General features: G+C 67.8%; 19 protein-coding genes and 1 pseudogene. 5 read left to right on the plus strand and 15 right to left on the minus strand.

Annotation, left to right across the window (positions count from 1 at the left end; genetic code table 11):
• Window positions 1-14 precede the first annotated feature (14 nt).
• The 3 genes from F0U63_RS27340 to F0U63_RS27350 all read right to left on the minus strand — a co-directional run bounded on the left by F0U63_RS27340 (window position 15) and on the right by F0U63_RS27350 (window position 5,711).
• Window positions 15-1,916 (minus strand): M4 family metallopeptidase, encoded by a 1,902-nt coding sequence (locus tag F0U63_RS27340; protein WP_395833994.1) that lies wholly within the window; start codon window positions 1,914-1,916, stop codon window positions 15-17.
• 361 nt (window positions 1,917-2,277) lie between these two features.
• Entirely contained in the window at window positions 2,278-4,164 is a 1,887-nt protein-coding gene (locus F0U63_RS27345; protein ID WP_395833996.1) for a M4 family metallopeptidase, read from the minus strand.
• 377 nt (window positions 4,165-4,541) lie between these two features.
• Window positions 4,542-5,711: a hypothetical protein gene (locus tag F0U63_RS27350; RefSeq protein WP_395833998.1), complete on the minus strand. Its 1,170-nt coding sequence runs from the start codon at window positions 5,709-5,711 to the stop codon at window positions 4,542-4,544.
• Between the two features lie 55 nt (window positions 5,712-5,766).
• Between F0U63_RS27350 and corA the strand changes: the two genes are divergently transcribed.
• Window positions 5,767-6,711, plus strand: a complete 945-nt coding sequence (corA, locus tag F0U63_RS27355; protein WP_395834000.1) for a magnesium/cobalt transporter CorA — start codon at window positions 5,767-5,769, stop codon at window positions 6,709-6,711.
• Between the two features lie 133 nt (window positions 6,712-6,844).
• Window positions 6,845-7,057 (plus strand): annotated as a pseudogene (locus F0U63_RS27360) (alpha/beta fold hydrolase); the annotation flags it as partial.
• A gap of 9 nt (window positions 7,058-7,066) precedes the next feature.
• On the opposite strand, the gene F0U63_RS27365 reads toward F0U63_RS27360, so the two are convergent.
• From F0U63_RS27365 to F0U63_RS27420, 12 genes are all read right to left on the minus strand, one after another.
• Window positions 7,067-7,447, minus strand: coding sequence for a hypothetical protein (locus F0U63_RS27365; RefSeq protein WP_395834002.1), 381 nt, complete (start codon window positions 7,445-7,447; stop codon window positions 7,067-7,069).
• A gap of 46 nt (window positions 7,448-7,493) precedes the next feature.
• A complete protein-coding gene (locus tag F0U63_RS27370) occupies window positions 7,494-8,498 on the minus strand; it encodes a dipeptidase (protein WP_395848431.1) in 1,005 nt (334 codons plus the stop codon).
• Between the two features lie 111 nt (window positions 8,499-8,609).
• Window positions 8,610-9,200, minus strand: coding sequence for a hypothetical protein (locus F0U63_RS27375; protein ID WP_395834004.1), 591 nt, complete (start codon window positions 9,198-9,200; stop codon window positions 8,610-8,612).
• 217 nt (window positions 9,201-9,417) lie between these two features.
• Window positions 9,418-10,005, minus strand: a complete 588-nt coding sequence (locus F0U63_RS27380) for a hypothetical protein (protein WP_395834006.1) — start codon at window positions 10,003-10,005, stop codon at window positions 9,418-9,420.
• 226 nt (window positions 10,006-10,231) lie between these two features.
• Window positions 10,232-10,768, minus strand: coding sequence for a hypothetical protein (locus F0U63_RS27385; protein ID WP_395834007.1), 537 nt, complete (start codon window positions 10,766-10,768; stop codon window positions 10,232-10,234).
• A gap of 7 nt (window positions 10,769-10,775) precedes the next feature.
• Window positions 10,776-11,294 carry a hypothetical protein gene (locus tag F0U63_RS27390; RefSeq protein WP_395834009.1) on the minus strand — a complete coding sequence of 173 codons (519 nt, stop codon included), beginning with the start codon at window positions 11,292-11,294 and terminating at the stop codon, window positions 10,776-10,778.
• 11 nt (window positions 11,295-11,305) lie between these two features.
• Window positions 11,306-11,707 (minus strand): hypothetical protein, encoded by a 402-nt coding sequence (locus F0U63_RS27395; protein WP_395834011.1) that lies wholly within the window; start codon window positions 11,705-11,707, stop codon window positions 11,306-11,308.
• Between the two features lie 76 nt (window positions 11,708-11,783).
• Window positions 11,784-12,701: a type VI immunity family protein gene (locus tag F0U63_RS27400; RefSeq protein WP_395834013.1), complete on the minus strand. Its 918-nt coding sequence runs from the start codon at window positions 12,699-12,701 to the stop codon at window positions 11,784-11,786.
• Entirely contained in the window at window positions 12,698-13,462 is a 765-nt protein-coding gene (locus F0U63_RS27405; RefSeq protein ID WP_395834015.1) for a hypothetical protein, read from the minus strand. The genes F0U63_RS27400 and F0U63_RS27405 overlap by 4 nt, the downstream gene beginning before the upstream one ends.
• Window positions 13,463-13,700: 238 nt before the next feature.
• Window positions 13,701-14,612: a DUF3396 domain-containing protein gene (locus F0U63_RS27410; protein ID WP_395834017.1), complete on the minus strand. Its 912-nt coding sequence runs from the start codon at window positions 14,610-14,612 to the stop codon at window positions 13,701-13,703.
• Window positions 14,609-15,373 carry a hypothetical protein gene (locus F0U63_RS27415; protein ID WP_395834019.1) on the minus strand — a complete coding sequence of 255 codons (765 nt, stop codon included), beginning with the start codon at window positions 15,371-15,373 and terminating at the stop codon, window positions 14,609-14,611. The genes F0U63_RS27410 and F0U63_RS27415 overlap by 4 nt, the downstream gene beginning before the upstream one ends.
• A gap of 74 nt (window positions 15,374-15,447) precedes the next feature.
• Complete coding sequence (locus F0U63_RS27420) at window positions 15,448-16,170, minus strand: YebC/PmpR family DNA-binding transcriptional regulator (RefSeq protein WP_395834022.1); 723 nt, start codon at window positions 16,168-16,170, stop codon at window positions 15,448-15,450.
• 56 nt (window positions 16,171-16,226) lie between these two features.
• Between F0U63_RS27420 and F0U63_RS27425 the strand changes: the two genes are divergently transcribed.
• The 3 genes from F0U63_RS27425 to F0U63_RS27435 are packed head-to-tail and all read left to right on the plus strand — an operon-like array spanning window position 16,227 to window position 19,323.
• The gene (locus F0U63_RS27425; protein WP_395834024.1) at window positions 16,227-17,249 is read left to right on the plus strand and encodes a hypothetical protein; all 1,023 of its coding nucleotides are present in this window, start codon (window positions 16,227-16,229) and stop codon (window positions 17,247-17,249) included.
• Window positions 17,246-18,124 (plus strand): DUF4129 domain-containing protein, encoded by an 879-nt coding sequence (locus F0U63_RS27430; RefSeq protein WP_395834026.1) that lies wholly within the window; start codon window positions 17,246-17,248, stop codon window positions 18,122-18,124. The genes F0U63_RS27425 and F0U63_RS27430 overlap by 4 nt, the downstream gene beginning before the upstream one ends.
• Window positions 18,121-19,323, plus strand: a complete 1,203-nt coding sequence (locus F0U63_RS27435; RefSeq protein ID WP_395834028.1) for a DUF4350 domain-containing protein — start codon at window positions 18,121-18,123, stop codon at window positions 19,321-19,323. Before F0U63_RS27430 ends, F0U63_RS27435 begins: the two co-directional genes overlap by 4 nt.
• The last annotated feature ends 9 nt before the right edge of the window (window positions 19,324-19,332 follow it).

Here is a 19,332-nt window from a genome sequence, read left to right on the forward strand (position 1 = left end):
ACCCGCTCCGAGGACTAGTACTTGCCGGTCAGCGACACGCCCGAGAAGGTGCTGTAGGCGCGCAGCGTCACGTAGACCTTCTTGGCCGTCGAGGTCGCCGCGACGGTGCAGCTCTCGGCGTTGCCGGACTTGTACGGACGGCAGTCGTACGAGGAGCTCGTCGGCTGCGAGCCGGTCTTCACGTACAGGTCCGCGTCACCCGTGCCACCGCTGATGGTGAAGGTGGAGGCCACCGAGGCCGGCACGTCCAGGTAGTAGTACAGCTCGCTGCCCGAGGAAGCACCCAGGCCCGTCTTCGCCACGCCGTTGGTCAGCGCGGTCGCCGTGGGGGGAGGAGCCGAGACGCCCACGCCCACCGCCGTCAGGGAGGCCGTCACCGCGGCCACTTCCGCCGAGCCCGCGCCGTAGAGCGCCGTGGCGGCCTGCTCGAGGTAGGTCCTCGCCTGGGCGTAGTTGGTGGAGGCGGTGAAGTACTCGGTGTTGGCCTTGTAGTAGATGGCGCCGGCCTTCTGCACGCCGAGCGCCGGCACGCTGATGGTGGACTTGCCGCGCGGGTGCGTGCCGCCCTTGGAGAGCAGCGTGAAGGCCAGGTTGGCCACGCCCGAGCTGTAGTGCACGTCGACGTTCTTGGTGCTGGTGGTCCAGTAGTCGTGCGACACGCCGTCCTTGGCCGGGTCGTACATGTAGCGGAGCGCGTCACCCGCGGTGTTCGGCGTCCACACGTCGTCGCCGACCATGAACACCGCGTTGGTGGTGGCCCAGGTGCCCGAGGCGTAGCTCTCGCAGTAGGCGCCGAAGATGTCGCTCAGCGCCTCGTTGAGGCCGCCGGACTCACCCGAGTAGGTGAGGTTGGACTCGTTCTCGGTCACCGCGTGGGTGAGCTCGTGCGTGGTCACGTCACCGGACAGGCCCAGCGGAGCCGACTGCACGCCATCGCTGTCGCCGTACACCATCTGGGTGCCGTCCCAGTAGGCGTTCGTGTAGTTGCGGCTGTAGTGCACCGTGCTGATGAGCGTGGCGCCCGCGTTGTTGAGCGAGTCGCGGTTGAAGTTGTTCTTGTAGCAGTCGTAGGTGGCACCCAGCTGCGTGTAGTTGCCATCGACGTGGGCGTCACCCGTGGCCGCGCCGCCCTCGGAGCGCTTGAGCGTGCCCGGGGTGCTGGTGCCGTTGTTGGCCGTGTACACCTTGCGGTTGATGGCCGAGTGGATCTTCGAGTGGCGCGTCAGGATGGAGCCATCCAGGGCGCTCACGTAGACGGCCTCCTTGATGGGCAGGTCACGGCCCTCGCCGCTCACCGTGGCCTCATAGGCCAGCTGGAGCTTGGCGTTGGAGGAGGGACGCACGTACACCAGGCGCACGCCGTCCACCTGCAGGTGGCTGCCGACCGTGCTGTCCAGGGCGGCCACCTTCGCGGCCTCCTCGGAGATGCTGGCGCGGGCGGGGGCGATCTCACCGTCGTGCGCCGTGCCGTTGGCCGCGATGATGGTGTTGTCCTGGCCGACGTGGACGACGAGCTCCTCGTTCACCACGGGCAGGCCGTTCTTCATCTGGCCGTAGCGGATGTGGGTCACGCCCTGCTCGTCCGTGCGCGAGCGCTTGGCGACCAGGTCCGCCGAGTTCAAGCGGAACGCCGCGGCGATGCCGGGCAGCGCCTTGCTCACGCGGCCACCGGCGGCCAGACCCTGGGCGGCGTCAGCCGTGCCGAGACGGCCAGTGATCATGAAGGGGATGCCGTTGGCCTCCTGGCCGGCGATCTGGGCCGAGGGCAGCGCCGCGAGCGCGGCCTGGATGTCACCGAGGGAATCGGCGGCCTCATCGAACTTCTGGGCACCCTCGGGCAGCTGGGTGTTGTCGACCTCGCAGGCGGCGAGGGGAAGGGCGAGCAACGCAGCGGCAAGGAAGCGAATACGAGTCACTGGGGGACTCCTCCTGGGCGACAGCGGGGATGCCGTCACACGCCACTCCCCATGAGCAGGAACCGGGCCAGCCGCCAAAGCCTGGGAATGACAGTCTTGTGAACTCTCCCGGCGAGTCCCAGTGGAGCGTGAATGTCACGCCTTTTCCGCACCGCGTCGTAAAACCTTCTTACACCTCGAAAAAAAACCCAATAATTCAAGGTGATTAGCACCCCTTCATTTGGGGTGTCCGAATCCGCTACAGGCTGTCCTGAATCAGGACACCCCCCTTCCCGGCCCGGCGGGAAGGCCCGCAAGAACGAAACCCCCGGGAGGCGGGGCCTCCCAGGGGTTCATCTTCAGCTCAAGTGCTCGTGAGGGACTAGTAGCTGCCCTTCAGCGTCACACCCGAGAAGGAGCTGTAGGCGCGCACCAGCACGTAGAACGTGGTGGTCGTCGTCTTCGCAGCCAGGTCGCACACCTCGGCGTTGCCGGTCTTGTACGGACGGCAGTCGTAGGTGGTCGTGGTCGGAGCCGCACCCGCGCGCACGTAGAGGTCCGCGTCACCCGTGCCACCCGAGATCTCGAAGGTGGGCGCCTTGTTGGCCGGCACGGACAGGGAGTAGCTCAGCGAGGCATTGGTGGCCGCGCTCAGGTTCGTCTGGTTCAGGTAGACGGTCTTGGGAGGCGTGGTGGCACCACCGACGCCCACCGCCTGCATGGAGGCCGTCACCGCGGCCACTTCCGCCGAGCCCGCGCCGTAGAGCGCCGCTGCGGCCTGCTCGAGGTAGGTCTTCGCCTGGGCGTAGTTGGTGGAGGCGGTGAAGTACTCGGTGTTGGCCTTGTAGTAGATGGCGCCGGCCTTCTGCACGCCGAGCGCCGGCACGCTGATGGTGGACTTGCCGCGCGGGTGCGTACCGCCCTTGGAGAGCAGCGTGAAGGCCAGGTTGGCCACGCCCGAGCTGTAGTGCACGTCGACGTTCTTGGTGCTGGTGGTCCAGTAGTCGTGCGACACGCCGTCCTTGGCCGGGTCGTACATGTAGCGCAGGGCGTCGTTCGCGGTGTTCGGCGTCCACACGTCGTCGCCCACCATGAACACCGCGTTGGTGGTGGCCCAGGTGCCCGAGGCGTAGCTCTCGCAGTAGGCGCCGAAGATGTCGCTGAGCGCCTCGTTGAGGCCACCGGACTCACCCGAGTAGGTGAGGTTGGACTCGTTCTCGGTCACCGCGTGGGTGAGCTCGTGCGTGGTCACGTCACCGGACAGACCCAGCGGAGCCGACTGCACGCCATCGCTGTCGCCGTACACCATCTGGGTGCCGTCCCAGTAGGCGTTCGTGTAGTTGCGGCTGTAGTGCACCGTGCTGATGAGCGTGGCGCCCGCGTTGTTGAGCGAGTCGCGGCCGAAGTTGTTCTTGTAGCAGTTGTACGTCTCACCCAGCTTGTCGTAGTTGCCATCGACGTGGGCGTCACCCGTGGCCGCGCCACCCTCGGAGCGCTTGAGCGTGCCCGGGGTGCTGGAGCCGTTGTTGGCCGTGTACACCTTGCGGTTGAGCGCCGAGTGGATCTTCGAGTGACGCGCGAGGATGGAGCCATCCAGGGCGCTCACGTAGACGGCGTCCTTGATGGGCAGGTCGAGGCCCTCGCCGCTCACCGTGGCCTCATAGGCCAGCTTCAGCTTGGCGTCGGAGGAAGGACGCACGTACACCAGGCGCATGCCGTCCACCTGCAGGTGGCGGCCGGTGGTGCTGTCCAGGGCGGCCACCTTCGCGGCCTCCTCGGAGATGCTGGCGCGGGCGGGGGCGATCTCACCGTCGTGCGCCGTGCCGTTGGCCGCGATGATGGTGTTGTCCCGGCCGATGTGGACGACGAGCTCCTCGTTCACCACGGGCAGGCCGTTCTTCGTCTGGCCGTAGCGGATGTGGGTCACGCCCTGCTCGTCCGTGCGCGAGCGCTTGGCGACCAGGTCCGCCGAGTTCAGGCGGAACGCCGCGGCGATGCCGGGCAGCGCCTTGCTCACGCGGCCACCGGCGCCAGCGGCCAGACCCTGCACCTCGTCGGCCTTGCCCAGCTGGCCGGTGATCATGAAGGGGATGCCGTTGGCCTCCTGGCCAGCGACCTGGGCCGAGGGCAGCGCCGCGAGCGCGGCCTTGATGTCGCCGAGGTCGGCGGCCTCATCGAACTTCTCCTCGGGCAGCTGGGTGTTGTCGACCTCGCAGGCGGCGAGGGGAAGGGCGAGCAACGCAGCGGCAAGGAAGCGAATACGAGTCACTGGGGGGACTCCTCCTGGGCGACAGCGGGGATGCCGTCACACGCCCACTCCCCATGAGCAGGAACCGGGCCAGCCGCCAAAGCCTGGGAATGACAGTCTTGTGAACTCTCCCGGCGAGTCGCTGTGGAGCGTGAATGTCACGCCTTTTCCGCACCGCGTCGTAAAACCTTCTTACACCTCGAAAAAAAACCCCAGGAATTCAAGGTGATTAACACCCCTCCATTTTGGGTGTCCGAATCCGCTACAGGCTGTCCTGAATCAGGACACCCCCTTGGGCACACACGTCTCCGGGCCCTGCGTACAGGCCATATACATAATTGAAACCGCAGTGGAAAGATTCGTGTCTGAACCACCCGGGTTTCGGGCGGCGTCCAGGTTCAGAGGACGTCCAGGCCGGCCAGGAGCGACTGGAGGGACTCGATCGTGGTGCGCAGCTCGGGGACGGACAGCTGGGCGAGCTGCGTCTTGCGCGCCTTGCGCAGGAAGGCGTCGAGCGAGGGATCACGCCCGTAGAGGGATTGGGCGCTGGCGGCGGCCTCGGCCACGGTGCGAGCCGCCGCGGAGGGCTCCGTGCCCAACAACCCCACGGCCCGCTCCAGTCGCACGCCGCACCCCGCCCACACCTCGCGGTCATGGGCGATGAGCATCTGGCGCTTGTTCACGCTGGAGAGCGAGCGCACGAAGCCATCCAGCTCCTCCATCAGCGCCAGCAGCTCCTGCTTGGGCAGCGACGCCTGGAGGGCGAGCTTGCCCACCCGGCCGCGCAGCTCGATGATCTGCCGCTTGTCCTGGGCGCGCAGGTGGCGGTAGGCCACGGTGCGCCCGAACGCATCCAGCTCCGTCTGCAACTGCTGGGCGTTCCACTGCACGTCCTCGGGCTCGGCCTCGCGCACCCGGCCCAGCCGCGCCGCGACGATGCGCGACAGGTCCGCCACGATCGCCCGCACCATCACCGCCGCCTGCACCTCCGCCTCGTGTCCGGGCACCACCTGCTGCCGCGTCACCGGCCCGAAGGCACTGGCCGACTCGAAGACGAGGTTGCCAATCTGCTCACGGAAGCGCTCGCGCAGCCGCTGGATCTCCGCCAGCAGCGTCCACCGGTCCGACACGACCGCGGGGTTGCGCATCGTCTCGCCGAGCTGGGTGATGCCCTGGGCGAGCTGTTGCATCCAGCCCTGGAGCAGCTCGGTGGCGTCCTTGGCGCGCCGGGCCTCCACGCTGGCCTGCAGGGGCACCTCCCCCCCCGAGGCGCTCGCCGCTGGCCGCGACGCGCACTGCTCGCGGATGACGTTGAGCAGCCGGTTGACGTCCATCACCGTGTCCCGGATGACGGGCGCCATCTCCTCCCACAGCGAGAGATCCGGACTGTCCTCCACGCTGGCCGACTCGTACTTCAGCAGATCCAGATCGCTCAGGCGGACAATCGCCTGGCCCGCGGCCGCGTACACCTCGCGCATGCGTTGGGCGAAAGCCTGATCCGAGAGGGAGTGCAGGAGCTCTTCGAGCCGGGGAGACAGCGCGGGCGGGGGCGAGGTATCGGCGGACACGGCGCCTCCCACTGTACTCGACTTCGGCGGGGGTGCGATCTATGCATTCGCGCGCATGATCCAGGTCCTGCTGCTGAACGAAGGTCGCGTCCTCACCGGAGGCGAGGAGTTGCTCGAACAGCCGGGGCGCAAGTGGATCGACGTCCTCCAACCCAGCGAGGAGGTGATGGCGCGGCTGGGTGAGCGCTACGGCCTGCACCGGCTGGCCATCGAGGACTGTCTGCACCTGGACCAGCGGCCCAAGCTGGAGGAGTACCCGAACCACCAGTTCATCGTGCTCCAGGGGTTCACCGCGCTCGCGGACGAGGTGTGCGAGCTGACGCTGCACGAGCACCACTTCTTCCTCGGCCCGGACTGGATCATCACCGTGCACGAGCTGCCCTTTCCGGGCCTGGAGGCGGTGGGCCAGCGGATCCGCGCCGATCCCGAGGCCACCCTGGGCCGCGGCGTGGACGTGCTGCTCTACCTGTTCACGGACGCGCTGGTGGATGGCAACTTCCCCATCCTCGACCGCTTCAACGACGAGCTGGAGGACCTGGAGTCCGCGGTCTTCGAGAACCCCCAGCCGGAGCACCTGCAGCGCGTCTTCGCGATGAAACGCGCGCTGGTGACACTGCGCCGGGTGCTCTCGCCCCAGCGCGACGTGGTGGGGCTTCTCGTGCGGCGGGGCATCCCCAACGTGAGCGAGCGCACCGTGCTCTACTTCCGCGATGTGTACGATCACCTGGTGCGGCTGTACGAGCAGATCGACTCCGGGAGGGATCTGCTGGGCAACGTGATGGACGGCTACCTGTCCATGGTGGCCAACCGCACCAACGACATCACCAAGCAGCTCACCATCTTCTCCACCATCTTCCTGCCCCTGTCCTTCATCACGGGCTTCTTCGGACAGAACTTCGACTTCCTGTCCCACCGGGGCTTCTTCTGGCTGATGATGCTGTCGGTGGTCGGCCTGCCCACGGGGCTCATGTTCTGGTTCCGGCGCAAGCACTGGCTCTAACCCCTCTTCCCGGGAGCACCCATGCCCACCCTCACCGTCGAGGGCGTCCCCCTGCACTACCGCGACGAGGGCCGCGGAGCGCCCGTGCTGCTCGCGCTGGGCGTGGAGTCGGCGGTGGTGGGCGGCGTGTCCATGGGCGGCTACGCCAGCATGGCGCTCTTGCGCGAGGACGCGGGTGGTGGTGGGCGAGAAGGACGCCCTCACCCCGCCGGACAAGGCCCGGCAGATGGCGGACCTCATCTCCGGCGCGCGGCTGGAGATCATCCCGGACGCGGGCCACCTGGCCAACCAGGAGCGGCCCGAGGCCTTCAACGCCGTGCTCGAGCGCTTCCTGGCGGAGCTGTGAGCCCCGGGCTCACGGCACGCAGCTGACGAGCGCGTTGTCCATGGTGCACGTGCCGCACGTCCGGGTGCGCACCAGCGTGCCCATGCGGCACTCGAGCACGCCCTTGCCATCCTCCGTGCACAACCCCCGGCCCTCGGCGGTGAGCGCGCACGCATCCCCCTCGACGCTGCCGCGCATGTCACACACCACCTTGCCCGAGGCCTCGTCGCACCCCTCGCTTCCCCGGCACGGCAGCGCGCGCCACTGCGCGTTGCGGCACTCCAGCGCCTCCTTCTCGGAGGCACAGCTGAACACCGAGCTGTCCTTGCACGCATCGCCCGCCTTGGCGCCACACGCGGACAGGAGGAAGGAGCCAAGCAGCAACGAAGAGAGGACCCAGGTGCGATTCATCACGGCGCGGGACGATCCCAGGCGCCGGGGGTCCGGTCAACCCAAGTCAACCGCCCAGGGTCTCGCGAAAGAACCTCCGGAAGTTTCCGCCGAGCACGCGCTCCACGAGCGCCTCGGGGTGCCGGCGCAGCAGCACCTGGGTGAGCTTGGGCAGGTCCGTCACGTCGTGGATGCCCTTGGGCAGGGCCACCATGCCGTCATAGTCCGAGCCGATCCCCACCCCCTCCTCCCCCATCACGTCCAGCGCATGCTCGATGTGGCGCACGACATCATCGAGGGCGTCTCCCCCCAGGTACACGGGCGCGAGGATGATGCCCACCACGCCGCCGCGCCGGGCGATGCCCCGCAGCACCTCGTCCGAGAGGTTGCGCCAGCCCCCCCCCGCGCCCCGCACCCCCGTGTGGGAGGAGAAGACACGGGCCGTGGGGTGGGCGAGGATGTCCGTCAGCGTCCGCTCGGAGGCGTGGGCCAGATCCACCCCCATGCCCACGCGCGCCATCTCCTCCAGCACCGCATGCCCCAGGGGGGACAGGGGCCGGTTGCCCATCAGCGGAAAGGAGGAGCCTCCCGCCTCGTTGTTGGACAGGTGCGTGAGCCCCATGAAGCGCACACCGCGCTGGTGCAGCTCCGCCACGCGCTCCACCCGCCCCTCGATCGCATGCGCGCCCTCGATGCCGAGCACGGCCGACAGCCGCCCCCGCGCGAGGTTGTCCTCCAGTGCGCGTCCCGTGGTGGCGATGCCCACCTGCCCCTCGGAGCGGCGGCAGAACTCCTCCAGGCGCTCGATCTGCCACAGGGCGCGCGACCATTCACTCGCGCGGGCCGCCCGGGGCCACCCGCGCATCAGGGCGAAGGTCTCGAAGCCGCCGATGAAGGGAAAGCCACGGGTGACGATCGTGAAGCATTGCAACTTCATCCCCACCTCGCGCAGGCGGGGAAAGTCCACGTGCCCCTCGGAAGAGCGCTCGCAGAGGTCGCGATTCCACATCAGCGAGTCCGCGTGCCCGTCCGCGATGCACCAGCGCCGGTGCAACTCCATCACATCCTGCATCGAGGGAAGCATGGCCTGTGAGTCTCGGGCCTCGCGCGCTCCAGCTCAAGCATTCCTCGCGGGGCACGCGGGAGCGGACGCGATGTCCGTCCCCCGCGCCGCGCGGGCACCCTATTTCTTCTTCTTGGCTTGCTCGGCGCGCTCCTTGGTCACCTCGAGGCCGCGCAGCACCTTGTCCCCATCCTCATTGAACTGATAGGTGGCCCGCACCTCGTCGCCCACCTGCAGGCTCGACAGGGCCAGGGGCTGGTCATCGCGCAGCAACTGCACCTGATCATCCACGCGCAGGGTCACGATGCGATTCTTCTTGGGAACGGAGATCGTCATCCCCTTGTCCGACACCGAGCGGATGACGCCCTTCTCCTGCAACGTGTCGGTGCTGAACATGCCACTGCCGCCCGTGCCCTGGCCCTGACCCGCGGCCTGGCCCTGACCCGAGCCCTGACCTTGACCCTGGCCCGTGGCCTGGTTGTCGTTGCTCCAGCCCGGCGTCGGAAGCGTGACGACGGAGGCCCCGGTCTCATCCTCGAATGGCGCCAGCATCCGATCGAGAGGCCCCCGGCCCGAGGTTGCCCCTGAGTTCATGGGTCGGTCCGCCTGCATGGTGCCGCGCTCCTGCCCCTGGGCATGAGCCACGCCCTGAGCCCCCATCGTCAGGGTCAGCCCCGTCACCGCCACTGCCGCGATCATCCATTGACGCATGTGCCATTCCCTTTCAGGTTTTGTTCCCCGACACGGTCCCTTTCCATGGGCCCTGAAAGAAAACTGGCTTCCGCCCCCCATCAGGAGAAGCCTTGACGCACGAGCACACGCACGCACGCATCCCCCTCGAACAGGATGCCCGGGAGCGCGTGCGGTGAATAAAAAAACACGGCCCCGCCCGAGAGCGGAGGCCGTGCTGTCTTCCAGACATCAAGCGCTACTTGGCCGTGTCGGGCATGTCCGGCAGGCTCTTGGCGCTCGTCTTGGTGACCTCGACGCTGCGCAGCAGCATCTGGCCATTCGGGTCGATCTGGTAGGACGCGCGGACCTCGTCACCCGCCTTGAGGTTGGACAGGGACAGCGCCTTGTCGTCACGCATCACCTTCACCTGCGAGTCCGACTTGAAGCGCATGAGCTGATTGTCCTTGTCGGGGACGATGAGCGTGAGGTTGTTGCCCGACGCCGACTGGATGGTGCCCTTCACCTCCTCCAGCTTCGCCTGCTTGTCGCTGACCATGCCGCTGCCACCCGTGGCCGTATCCTGGTTATCGGAGAGCTGCTCGTACTGCTTGTCGGCGAGCTTGTTCTGCTCCTCGGCCAGATCCTGACGGGCCTCGGCCACGTCCTCCTGCTTGTCCTGGGCGGTGGCGGCGATGTCCTGGCTCGCCTCGCGCTGCTCCTCGGCCACCTCGCGCTGGGCCTCGGCCACGTTCTCCTGCTGCCGCTGGACGTCGCCCTTGCGCTCGCACCCCGTCACCAGCCCCAGACCCGACACCACCATCACCGCCGCCATCAGCTTCCGCATGTGCCGCTCCTTTTGTTGGTTGCGTGAGAACCTTTCGGTTCTGAGCGCGGGAACCCTCCCCCCCCGCGTGGCAGAAAACTGGGACCCTGTCCCCGGGATGTACAGACTTGCCAAAGACACACCGGGAACATATGGGGCCAGCCCGGCCGACAACGGCTCGGGTGCCCGCCTGCTCTACCAGTGGAGGAAGACGGCCCTTGCCGCCACGAGAGGCGGCGGGCGGGCGCTAGGCGCCACCGTCGCGAGAACCCCCATCCGGAGTGCCCCCGTCGGCCGTCCCCTCGTCTCCACACAGGGGCGCGCCTCCAGTGACCCACCGGTCGAGGAGGACCCGCTGCTCCTCGGTGAACTCGGTGCTGCCCGGAGGCGGCATGTTGCGCTCGGTGACGGCGCGCGCCTTGATGCGCGCCGCCATGTCTCGGGCACCCAGCACGCCCCCATCGCCCTCGTACACGTCGAGCCGGAAGCCCTTGGGGCCAATGCCCGAGGCGCCATGACACCCGGCCACGCACCCGGCCACCATCACCGGTTGGATGTCATTGCACCAGGTGGGCACCGGCCCGCCAGGCGGCTCGGCGATTCCGGGCCCCCGTAGCAGTTCGCAGGTGCGCCCCTCTCCCGGACGTGCCGCGACACAGGTCAAGGGCGCGGGACAGTCGGCCGCGGCAGCGCACGACTTGCCGGTGAAATCAGGGGCCTCGATGGTGCAGCCCGTGGCCATGGCGGTCCCCAGGGCCAGAATGCTCGAGCGGATGCGTTTCATGATGACCCTAGGGAGTGCCCGCGTCGTCGCAGAAGGGGGAGCCGGCCGCCACCCAGCGCTTGATGAGATCGCGCTCGGCGGAGAGAGAGGTGGGGGGAACGCCCAGCGGCATGTTGCGTTGATCCACCGTCCGGACCTTGATGAGCTCGGCCATCTCGAGCGCGCCCTTGGGCGAGGCGGACGAGTACACGTCGAGCCGGAACTCCGGGTGGCCGCTGCCCGTCGTCGTCGCGCCGTGACACGTGGACACGCAGTTGGCGGCCATCACCGGTTGGATGTCATTGCACCAGGTGGGGGTGCGCGCGGGCCCGGCGTCGGGGGGGCTCCCGGCATCGAAGTCCAGGGGCGCGGGCGGATAGAGCACCTCACACAGGCGCTCGCCCTCGGAGACCGTGACGCAGCGGTGGGTGGAGGGACAATCGGCGTCCTGCGCGCAGACCTGGGGCGGCACGGGGTTCTCGGAGATGAAACACCCGGAGGCCGCCACGGCGCAGACGAGGAGCCCGGGGGTGAACGGAAGGCGCATGGTGTCTGCTCTCAGAAGTGGAAGGTGAGACTCGCCTTCTCGGCGGCGGGCTCGGGCAGCAGCTCCAACACGAGCCCGTAGAGGAGCGTGGCCCCCGCGAGCCCGTAGAGCACGTTGGCGGTGGCGGCCTGCGCGCGGGCGCGGCCCAGCGCGGCGCTGGACTCGCTCGCCGAGGCGAGGTTCCGGGCGCGAGCCGCCTCGCCCTGGGCGAAGTAGCCAAAGCCGATGCCGCCCAGCAGCAACACCCCCCCGCCGACGAAGGCATAGCGATGACCGTGGAGGCCCGAGGGCGCCTGAGTGGGGGCATCCATGGCGGTGGGGGCCGCGGAGGCGGACGGCTCGGCGGCGAGGGCCGGAAGGCCCGGCGCGAGCACCAGGAAGGCGGCCAGGAGCCGACTGCGGACGGAGTGCATGGTAGGTGACTATACCCGAGAAGGGACGCGGGGATGGAGCCCGAGTGCGCGGAGCCAGCCGGGAGGCACGCTTGCCCTAATCGAGGAAGCGGCGTTCCCAGCGGCGTACGTCCTCGGAAGGGAACTCGAATCCGTAATTGTGAGTGTCGTAATAGAGCCAGGGCTCCAGCACGCGTGCCAGTTCGCGATAGGCGGGGAGCGTGCGGCCCTGCTCGGTGTCTCCCGCGTCTGGCCATGGACCCAGGGTGACGACGGCGCGCTCCCCTTCCATTTCCTGGACCGTGGTTCCCGGTGAGGACAGGCGGGAACGCAGTTGCGTCGCACCACCCAGTTCACCCAGCACCGGCTGACCCAGGAAGGTCATCCAGGAGGGGCCGCGTACCTTCGTCCCCAGGCGCCACGAAAGCCAGCTCAGATCAGGAATGTCCATGCCCGGGTAGCGGAAGCACCGCTGGTGGATTAGCCGCATGACGCCCATCAGGTTCGTGGCGCCGTTGAAGGCGAGGCCCGCCTGTCCAAAGCAAAAGGGAAGCGGAGCGGCCAGTTGCAATGCCAGCTCACGCACCCGCTCCGGGCCGTGCTCCTCCAGGTATTCGGTGGGAAGCCAGAAGCTTACCGCGCATGCCGCATTCGGCTCATCCGTCAAGGACAAGGACAGAGAGCCGAGCGGTTTACCAGCGTATTCAAAACCATACCGACTCTCGCTGCTGGACTCATCTCGGAGCTCGAACATGGGCCATTCAGCCTCAAGCAATTCACGCCGGATGCGCTTCCACTCGGCATCATTGAGATCCTGAAAGTAGCCCTCTTCATCGGCGTACCTGCCGAGCGCCCGGGGTCCCATCGCCTGAAGGTATATCTCCAGGGAATGAAGTACTCCGCGCGCTATCTCCTGGTGAGGGTGCCGGATGAAGAAAGAAATATTCAGACTATCGCGAAGCAGGCTGAATCCGGCCTGTGCCATGAGGCGAATGCGTGGAACGTGATTGCTCATGGGATGACTCCTATCCATGGAAGGACCTGGGAGGGTCGCGTACCCAGGACTTCCTCGTACACGGCGTTTTGCCTGCGACCCGCGTACGGACCCCGAGAATACAGACACCAACCAAATTCGGATGTGTTCTTGCAGGGAAACTTGTAGTCATAGACGGCTTGCGGCTGGAGCGGATCACCCGAGTGGATGACGACGTCTGGCTTGATCGTGCCTTTCAGTTCGTTGAAACATCCCTCCTCCAGCAGGGCCTGCTCCTCCTCTGCGCTGATCAACTCGCGCTGTCTGGTCCGCTGGTCGTAGCGGTAACGAGGCTCCAGGCTGAAGCCACCCGGGCGCAACACGCTCAGCTTCTCCTGGACGCATTGGAACGCGGCCCGGTGCATTTCCTCGCCAAAGAACTGGGCTCGCGTCCTGACCTTGCCTCCGAACTTCTTCTTCTCGTCACACTCCACCGGAGTGGGGCTCTTGCCATCCATGTGCTCAAGGAGCACCTTCAAGCGAGCCTCGTTGGCGCACTCCGAAAGCACCTGATTGATGCGAGCCTCCTGCTCGGGACCCAATGCCGCCCGGATCGTGCCAACCGCAGTACCGAACTCGGCCAGCCGTTGCCCGGCGCGAGGGATGACCGTCTCCTCACCCGCCACCTGGACGCAGAGCGCCGGGTTGGTCCTGCAGGAACTCGAGGCCGAGTCGAAGGATTGCGCGTAATGACTCGGTACGACGTGGCCCCCCATGCCCACGTGGCAGGACATGAGGGGCACGGTAGAGAGGAGAACTCCCGCCCAGGGCCGGAAGACCCGGGCAGGACCCTCTGCGAAGAGTGATGGCAACTTCGTCACGCCAGGCCGTGGAACACCCGCTGCACGTCTTCGTCCGCGAACAGCAAGTCGTTGAACAAAATGAGCCGCTCGCCGCAACGGCAGGAATCGACCCCGCGCAGCGGAAATTAGCTCCCTGGTCGATGCAGTCATCCACATGGGTGCATTTGTTTCGTATACCCTAATCGAGGAAGCGGCGTTCCCAGCGGCGTACGTCCTCGGAAGGGAACTCGAATCCGTAATTGTGAGTGTCGTAATAGAGCCAGGGCTCCAGCACGCGTGCCAGTTCGCGATAGGCGGGGAGCGTGCGGCCCTGCTCGGTGTCTCCCGCGTCTGGCCATGGACCCAGGGTGACGACGGCGCGCTCCCCTTCCATTTCCTGGACCGTGGTTCCCGGTGAGGACAGGCGGGAACGCAGTTGCGTCGCACCACCCAGTTCACCCAGCACCGGCTGGCCCAGGAAGGTCATCCACGAGGGGCCGCGTACCTTCGTCCCCAGGCGCCACGAAAGCCAGCCCAGATCAGGAATGTCCATGCCCGGGTAGCGGAAGCACCGCTGGTGGATTAACCGCATGACGCCCATCAGGTTCGTGGCGCCGTTGAAGGCGAGGCCCGCCTGTCCAAAGCAAAAAGGGAGCGGAGCGGCCAGTTGCAATGCCAGCTCACGCACCCGCTCCGGGCCGTGCTCCTCCAGGTATTCGGTGGGGAGCCAGAAGCTCACCGCGCATGCCGCATCCGGCTTGTCTGCCAAGGACGGAGTGCCAAGCGGTTTACCGGCATATTCAAATCCATACCGGTCCTCGCTGCTGGACTCATCTCGCAGCATGAACATGGGCCATTCAGCCTCAAGCAATTCACGCCGGATGCGCTTCCACTCGACATCATTGAGATCCTGCATGTACCCTTCTTCATCGAAGTACTTGCCGAGCGCCCGGGGTCCCACCGCCTGAAGGTATATCTCCAGGGAACGAAGCACCCCGCGCGCTATCTCCTGGTGGGAGTGCCGGATGAAAAAAGAAAAGTTCAGGCTGTCGCGCAATAGGCCGAATCCAGCCTGAGCCTTGAGGCGAATGCGAGGCGCGTACTCTCTCATGGCACAACTCCTATCCATGGAAGAACCTGATGGGGTTGTATACCCAATATTTCCTTGTATACGGCGTTTTGCCAGAGGCCAGCATACGGCCCTTGGGCATACTGGCACCAAAAGGCTTTGTCCGTGTTTTTACAAGGAAACTTGTAGTCATAGACGGCTTGCGGCTGGAGCGGATCACCCGAGTGGATGACGACGTCTGGCTTGATCGTGCCTTTCAGTTCGTTGAAACATCCCTCCTCCAGCAGGGCCTGCTCCTCCTCTGCGCTGATCAACTCGCGCTGTCTGGTCCGCTGGTCGTAGCGGTAACGAGGCTCTAGGCTGAAGCCACCCGGGCGCAACACGCTCAGCTTCTCCTGGACGCATTGGAACGCGGCCCGGTGCATTTCCTCGCCAAAGAACTGGGCTCGCGTCCTGACCTTGCCTCCGAACTTCTTCTTCTCGTCACACTCCACCGGAGTGGGGCTCTTGCCATCCATGTGCTCAAGGAGCACCTTCAAGCGAGCCTCGTTGGCGCACTCCGAAAGCACCTGATTGATGCGAGCCTCCTGCTCGGGACCCAATGCCGCCCGGATCGTGCCAACCGCAGTACCGAACTCGGCCAGCCGTTGCCCGGCGCGAGGGATGACCGTCTCCTCACCCGCCACCTGGACGCAGAGCGCCGGGTTGGTCCTGCAGGAACTCGAGGCCGAGTCGAAGGATTGCGCGTAATGACTCGGTACGACGTGGCCCCCCATGCCCACGTGGCAGGACATGAGGGGCACGGTAGAGAGGAGAACTCCCGCCCAGGGCCGGAAGACCCGGGCAGGACCCTCTGCGAAGAGTGATGGCAACTTCGTCACGCCAGGCCGTGGAACACCCGCTGGACGTCCTCGTCCTGCTCGAGCTTGTCCACCACCTTGAGCACCTCCTGGGCCTGCTCCTCGGGCAGCGTCACCGGGTTCAGGGGGATGTACTCGGACTCCGCGGACAAGGGCGACAGCCCCTTCTCCTCGATGGCGTGCTGCAGACGGCCGAAGTCGTTGAAGGCACAGCGGATGATGAGCTGTTTCTCCCCCTTCTCGCCCGTCCCCTCGCCCATCTCCTGCAACCCGTGGTCGATCAGATCCAGCTCCAGCGCGTCCTGATCCACCCCCTCGGGCGACAGGCGGAACACCCCCATGTGCTGGAAGAGGAAGCCCACGCTCCCCGTGTTGCCCATGTTGCCGCCGCCATCCTTGAAGGCATGGCGCACGTTGGCCACCGTGCGCACCACGTTGTCCGTCGCCGTCTCCACGATGATGGGAATGCCGTGCGGGCCGTAGCCCTCGTACAGCACCACCTCGTAGTTCTTCACGTCCTGGCCGCTCGCGCGCTTGATCGCCGCCTCGACCTTGTCCTTCGGCATGTTGCCGTGGCGGGCGTTCTGCAGCGCCCGGCGCAGGGCGGGGTTGTTGTCCGGGCTCGGGCCTCCGGCCTTCACCGCGATGGCGATGTCCTTGCTGATGCGCGTGAACAGCTTCGCCATCTTGTTCCAGCGGGCGAACATCGTCGTCTTACGGGTCTCGAAAATGCGTCCCATGGCCGCGCAGAATGCCGCGCCCTCCCGCCAAGGGCCAGCGGGTATGCTCTCCCCCCGTGAGCCCTCCCCTCTCGGACCTGCGACCCCTCGCGCTCGGTGAGATCATCGACCGCTCCGCCACCTTCTGGCGCAGGCACTTCCGGCCCCTCTTCCTCCTCAGCCTCGGCTTCAACCTGACGACCTACATCCTCACCAAGGTCCTCCAGTTGACACTCCAAGAGAACCTCGTGCTCCAGACGCGCGGTGGAGACCTGGAGGAGCTGAGCGCCTCGCTCTTGCGCACCGGGGTGTCGCTCGGGGGCGTCTTCCTGGTGTCCCTCTGGCTCTACTACCTCAACACCCTGGTGGTGGCGCGCTACGTGGTGCCCACCCAGCTCGGGGACGAGGCGGCTCCGGCGTCCAGCCTCCAGCGGGCCTGGAAACGGCTGGGCGCCCTCACCGGCGCCTATCTGCTCTCGCTGCTGTGGGGGATGGGCATCCTCCTGCTCATGATGCTGCCGGGCGGGCTGATGCTCGGCGGCGGCGGCGTGCTCGTCGCCCAGGCGGGCCGCGGCGCGCCGCAACTGGCGGGCGCGGCCCTGCTCATCGGCGGCGTCATCGTGGTGTCGCTGGGCTTCGTGGGCGCCCTGCTCTGGTACCTCCTGCGCTTCTCCCTGCTCGCGCCCGTGCTCGCCATGGAGGACCTCCCCGCGGCGCGCTCCTTCCGCCGCTCGGGCGAGCTGCTCTCGGGCCGGGTGGAGCCCGGCTTCATCGGGCGGGTGACGGTGCGGGCGATGCTGCTCGTCACCGTGGTGTCGCTCATCCTCCTCGCCGTGAGCGCCTTGTTCGGCCTGCCCGCGCTCGTCATCCAGTTCGCCTACCGCGACCCGAGCCAGCCCCTGCTCTCGCTCGCGCCCCAGTTCATCCTCATCCCCGCGGAGCTGTTGCAGGTGGTGGGACAGGCGGTGCTCAACCCCCTGGGCCTCGTCGTGTACGCGATGCTCTACCTGGACATGCGCGTGCGCCGCGAGGGCCTGGACATCGAGCGCCGTCTGGACGCCTCCACGCCCTCCCTCGCCCAGCCCGTGGGGGCCGCATGAGAATCGGGCTCGCCTTGCTGTGGCTCGCGGCCCTGCCCTGCCCGGACGCCGAGCGGGACCTCCAGGAACTCTCCGAGCTGGCCCGGAGCGAGCCCGAGGCGGTGGAAGGCGCCCTCGAGGCGCTGGAGGCCCGGTGGCAGGGTCTGCCGCTACGCGCGCCCGGCGACGACACGCCCTCCAAGCACGTGGAAACGGTCCGCGTTCGTCTCCAGGGAGTCTGCACCCCGCTCGAGGAGGAGAACGCCAGTGCCTCCGCGCGAACGACCGATCGGGCACGGCTGGAGGAGATCCTCTCCCGGCCCGAGTTCGCCCAGGCCCGGCAACGCCAGGGAGACGTGCTCAAGCGCTTGCTGCGCATGGTGCGCGGCTGGCTGGAGGAGCTGTTGCAGACGCGGGGCGCGCAGAGCTTCGCGACGAGCACGCGCACGTTGGTGCTGGTGTTGGGCATCGCGGTGGTGCTCCTCACCGCGTTGCGCCTGCGCTCCTGGCGGCGGGCACCCACGAAGCGAGCGGGCCGCCCGGACGCGGCGCCCGTCCCGATGCGGCTCGATCCGCCCGGGGAGCACCTGAAGCGCGCCCGGGCGGCCCTGGCGTCCCAGCCGCGCTCGGCCATCCGGGAGGGGCTGCTGGCGCTGCTGTCCTCGCTGGAGTCGCGGCGGTTGGCGAGACCGGATCGCGTGAGGACGAACCGGGAGCTGGTGGAGGAGCTGCCGGGACGAGGCGCTCCCGCCCACGTCACGGGTGAGGTGGAGCGGCTGGTGCGCTGGTACGACCGGGCCTTCTATTCGCTCGAGCCCGTGCCCGCCGAGGACGCGGCGCGCTTCGTGGACGAGGTGGAGCGGTTGCACCAGGGCCTCGTGGGAGGAACGGCATGAAGACGGCCCGGTGGGTGGCCTTCTACGGCGTGCTGGTGACGCTGGCGCTCGCGCTGGGGCTCGCGACGAACCAGGCAGCGCCCCCCTCGACGCGGCCCTCGGTGGACAACCCAGGGGCCCTGGGGCTCCGGGCGCTGTACCTGTACCTCGAGGAGTCGGGAGCCCGGGTGTCGACGCTTCGAGAGTCGTTCGAGGGCGCCCCGCTGTCCGACGAGCTGCGCACGCTGGTGGTGGCCACGCCCCTGGGCCGGTCCATGACGCCCGCCGAGGCCCGGGCCCTGCGCCAGTGGGTGTCCCGGGGCGGAACCCTCGTCTACCTCGCGTCGAGGGAGGCCGGGCTGCGGCCCTCGGCCCTGGAGGACTGGCTTCCGTTGTCCGAGGCGCCCCTGGTGCCCGCGAACGCCGAGGGGCTGCGGCCCGGGGAGAAGGATCTCACGGGAACGACGGTGCGCGTCTGGGGGCCCGTGGGCGCGACGAAGGAGCTGGAGAGGTTGCGCGTGTCGCTGGATCAGGGCCTCACGGTGGACCGGCCCGAGGCGGTGCCCCTCGCGGGGGCCCGGGGCATGGCGGTGGCGTGGCGGGTGCCCGAGGGGCGCGGCGCGGTGTACGTGCTGGCGGGGACGGATCTGGCGGAGAACCGGCGGCTGGAGATGTTGGACAACCTGCGCTTCTGGGACGCGCTGGCGGTGCGCGGGCCCCTCGGCTTCGACGAGTACCACCAGGGACTGGAGCCCGCCCGGGAGCCCCCGTCGGCCCGGGCCCTGTGGCTCTTCGCGGCGCAGCTGCTGGCGGTGGGGTTGCTCTACGCGGTGTCCCGGGGGACGCGCTTCGGTACGCCCCGGCCCCTGGTGGAAGAGCGGCACCGCTCGTCGCTCGAGTACGTGCGCTCCCTGGGCTGGCTCGCGCGGCGTGCCCGGGTGGAGCGGGAGCTGGTGCCGGAGCTGGGGCGCCAGTTGCGGCGGCACATGCATGAGCGCCTGGGCATCTCCCCCGAGCTGCCCGAGGAGGAGGCGGCACGGCTCGTGGAACAGCGCTGTGGGCTGAGCGCGGCGGACTACCTGGCGGAGCGGGAAGCACTCATCCGCACCCTGGAGCAGCGCGACATCCGCCCCGCGGACTACGCGCGGCTGGTGCGCCGCTACGCGCGGCTGGAGGCGATCCTCACCGGACGGGCGGCACGTCCCGCCGGGCCTTCCTGAAGAAAGACG

It is taken from the genome of Cystobacter fuscus, assembly GCF_044360685.1.
In the GTDB taxonomy this organism is placed as follows: Bacteria; Myxococcota; Myxococcia; order Myxococcales; family Myxococcaceae; genus Cystobacter; species Cystobacter fuscus_C.

Excerpts from the sequence above, each read along its gene's own strand:
- F0U63_RS27375 (WP_395834004.1), bottom strand. The coding sequence starts at position 9,200 with ATGCGTCAATGGATGATCGCGGCAGTGGCGGTGACGGGGCTGACCCTG.
- F0U63_RS27390 (WP_395834009.1), bottom strand. The coding sequence starts at position 11,294 with ATGCGCCTTCCGTTCACCCCCGGGCTCCTCGTCTGCGCCGTGGCGGCC.
- F0U63_RS27365 (WP_395834002.1), bottom strand. The coding sequence starts at position 7,447 with ATGAATCGCACCTGGGTCCTCTCTTCGTTGCTGCTTGGCTCCTTCCTC.
- F0U63_RS27395 (WP_395834011.1), bottom strand. The coding sequence starts at position 11,707 with ATGCACTCCGTCCGCAGTCGGCTCCTGGCCGCCTTCCTGGTGCTCGCG.
- F0U63_RS27385 (WP_395834007.1), bottom strand. The coding sequence starts at position 10,768 with ATGAAACGCATCCGCTCGAGCATTCTGGCCCTGGGGACCGCCATGGCC.
- F0U63_RS27400 (WP_395834013.1), bottom strand. The coding sequence starts at position 12,701 with ATGAGCAATCACGTTCCACGCATTCGCCTCATGGCACAGGCCGGATTC.
- F0U63_RS27410 (WP_395834017.1), bottom strand. The coding sequence starts at position 14,612 with ATGAGAGAGTACGCGCCTCGCATTCGCCTCAAGGCTCAGGCTGGATTC.
- F0U63_RS27370 (WP_395848431.1), bottom strand. The coding sequence starts at position 8,498 with ATGCAGGATGTGATGGAGTTGCACCGGCGCTGGTGCATCGCGGACGGG.
- corA (WP_395834000.1), top strand. The coding sequence starts at position 5,767 with ATGATCCAGGTCCTGCTGCTGAACGAAGGTCGCGTCCTCACCGGAGGC.
- F0U63_RS27380 (WP_395834006.1), bottom strand. The coding sequence starts at position 10,005 with ATGCGGAAGCTGATGGCGGCGGTGATGGTGGTGTCGGGTCTGGGGCTG.
- F0U63_RS27420 (WP_395834022.1), bottom strand. The coding sequence starts at position 16,170 with ATGGGACGCATTTTCGAGACCCGTAAGACGACGATGTTCGCCCGCTGG.
- F0U63_RS27430 (WP_395834026.1), top strand. The coding sequence starts at position 17,246 with ATGAGAATCGGGCTCGCCTTGCTGTGGCTCGCGGCCCTGCCCTGCCCG.
- F0U63_RS27435 (WP_395834028.1), top strand. The coding sequence starts at position 18,121 with ATGAAGACGGCCCGGTGGGTGGCCTTCTACGGCGTGCTGGTGACGCTG.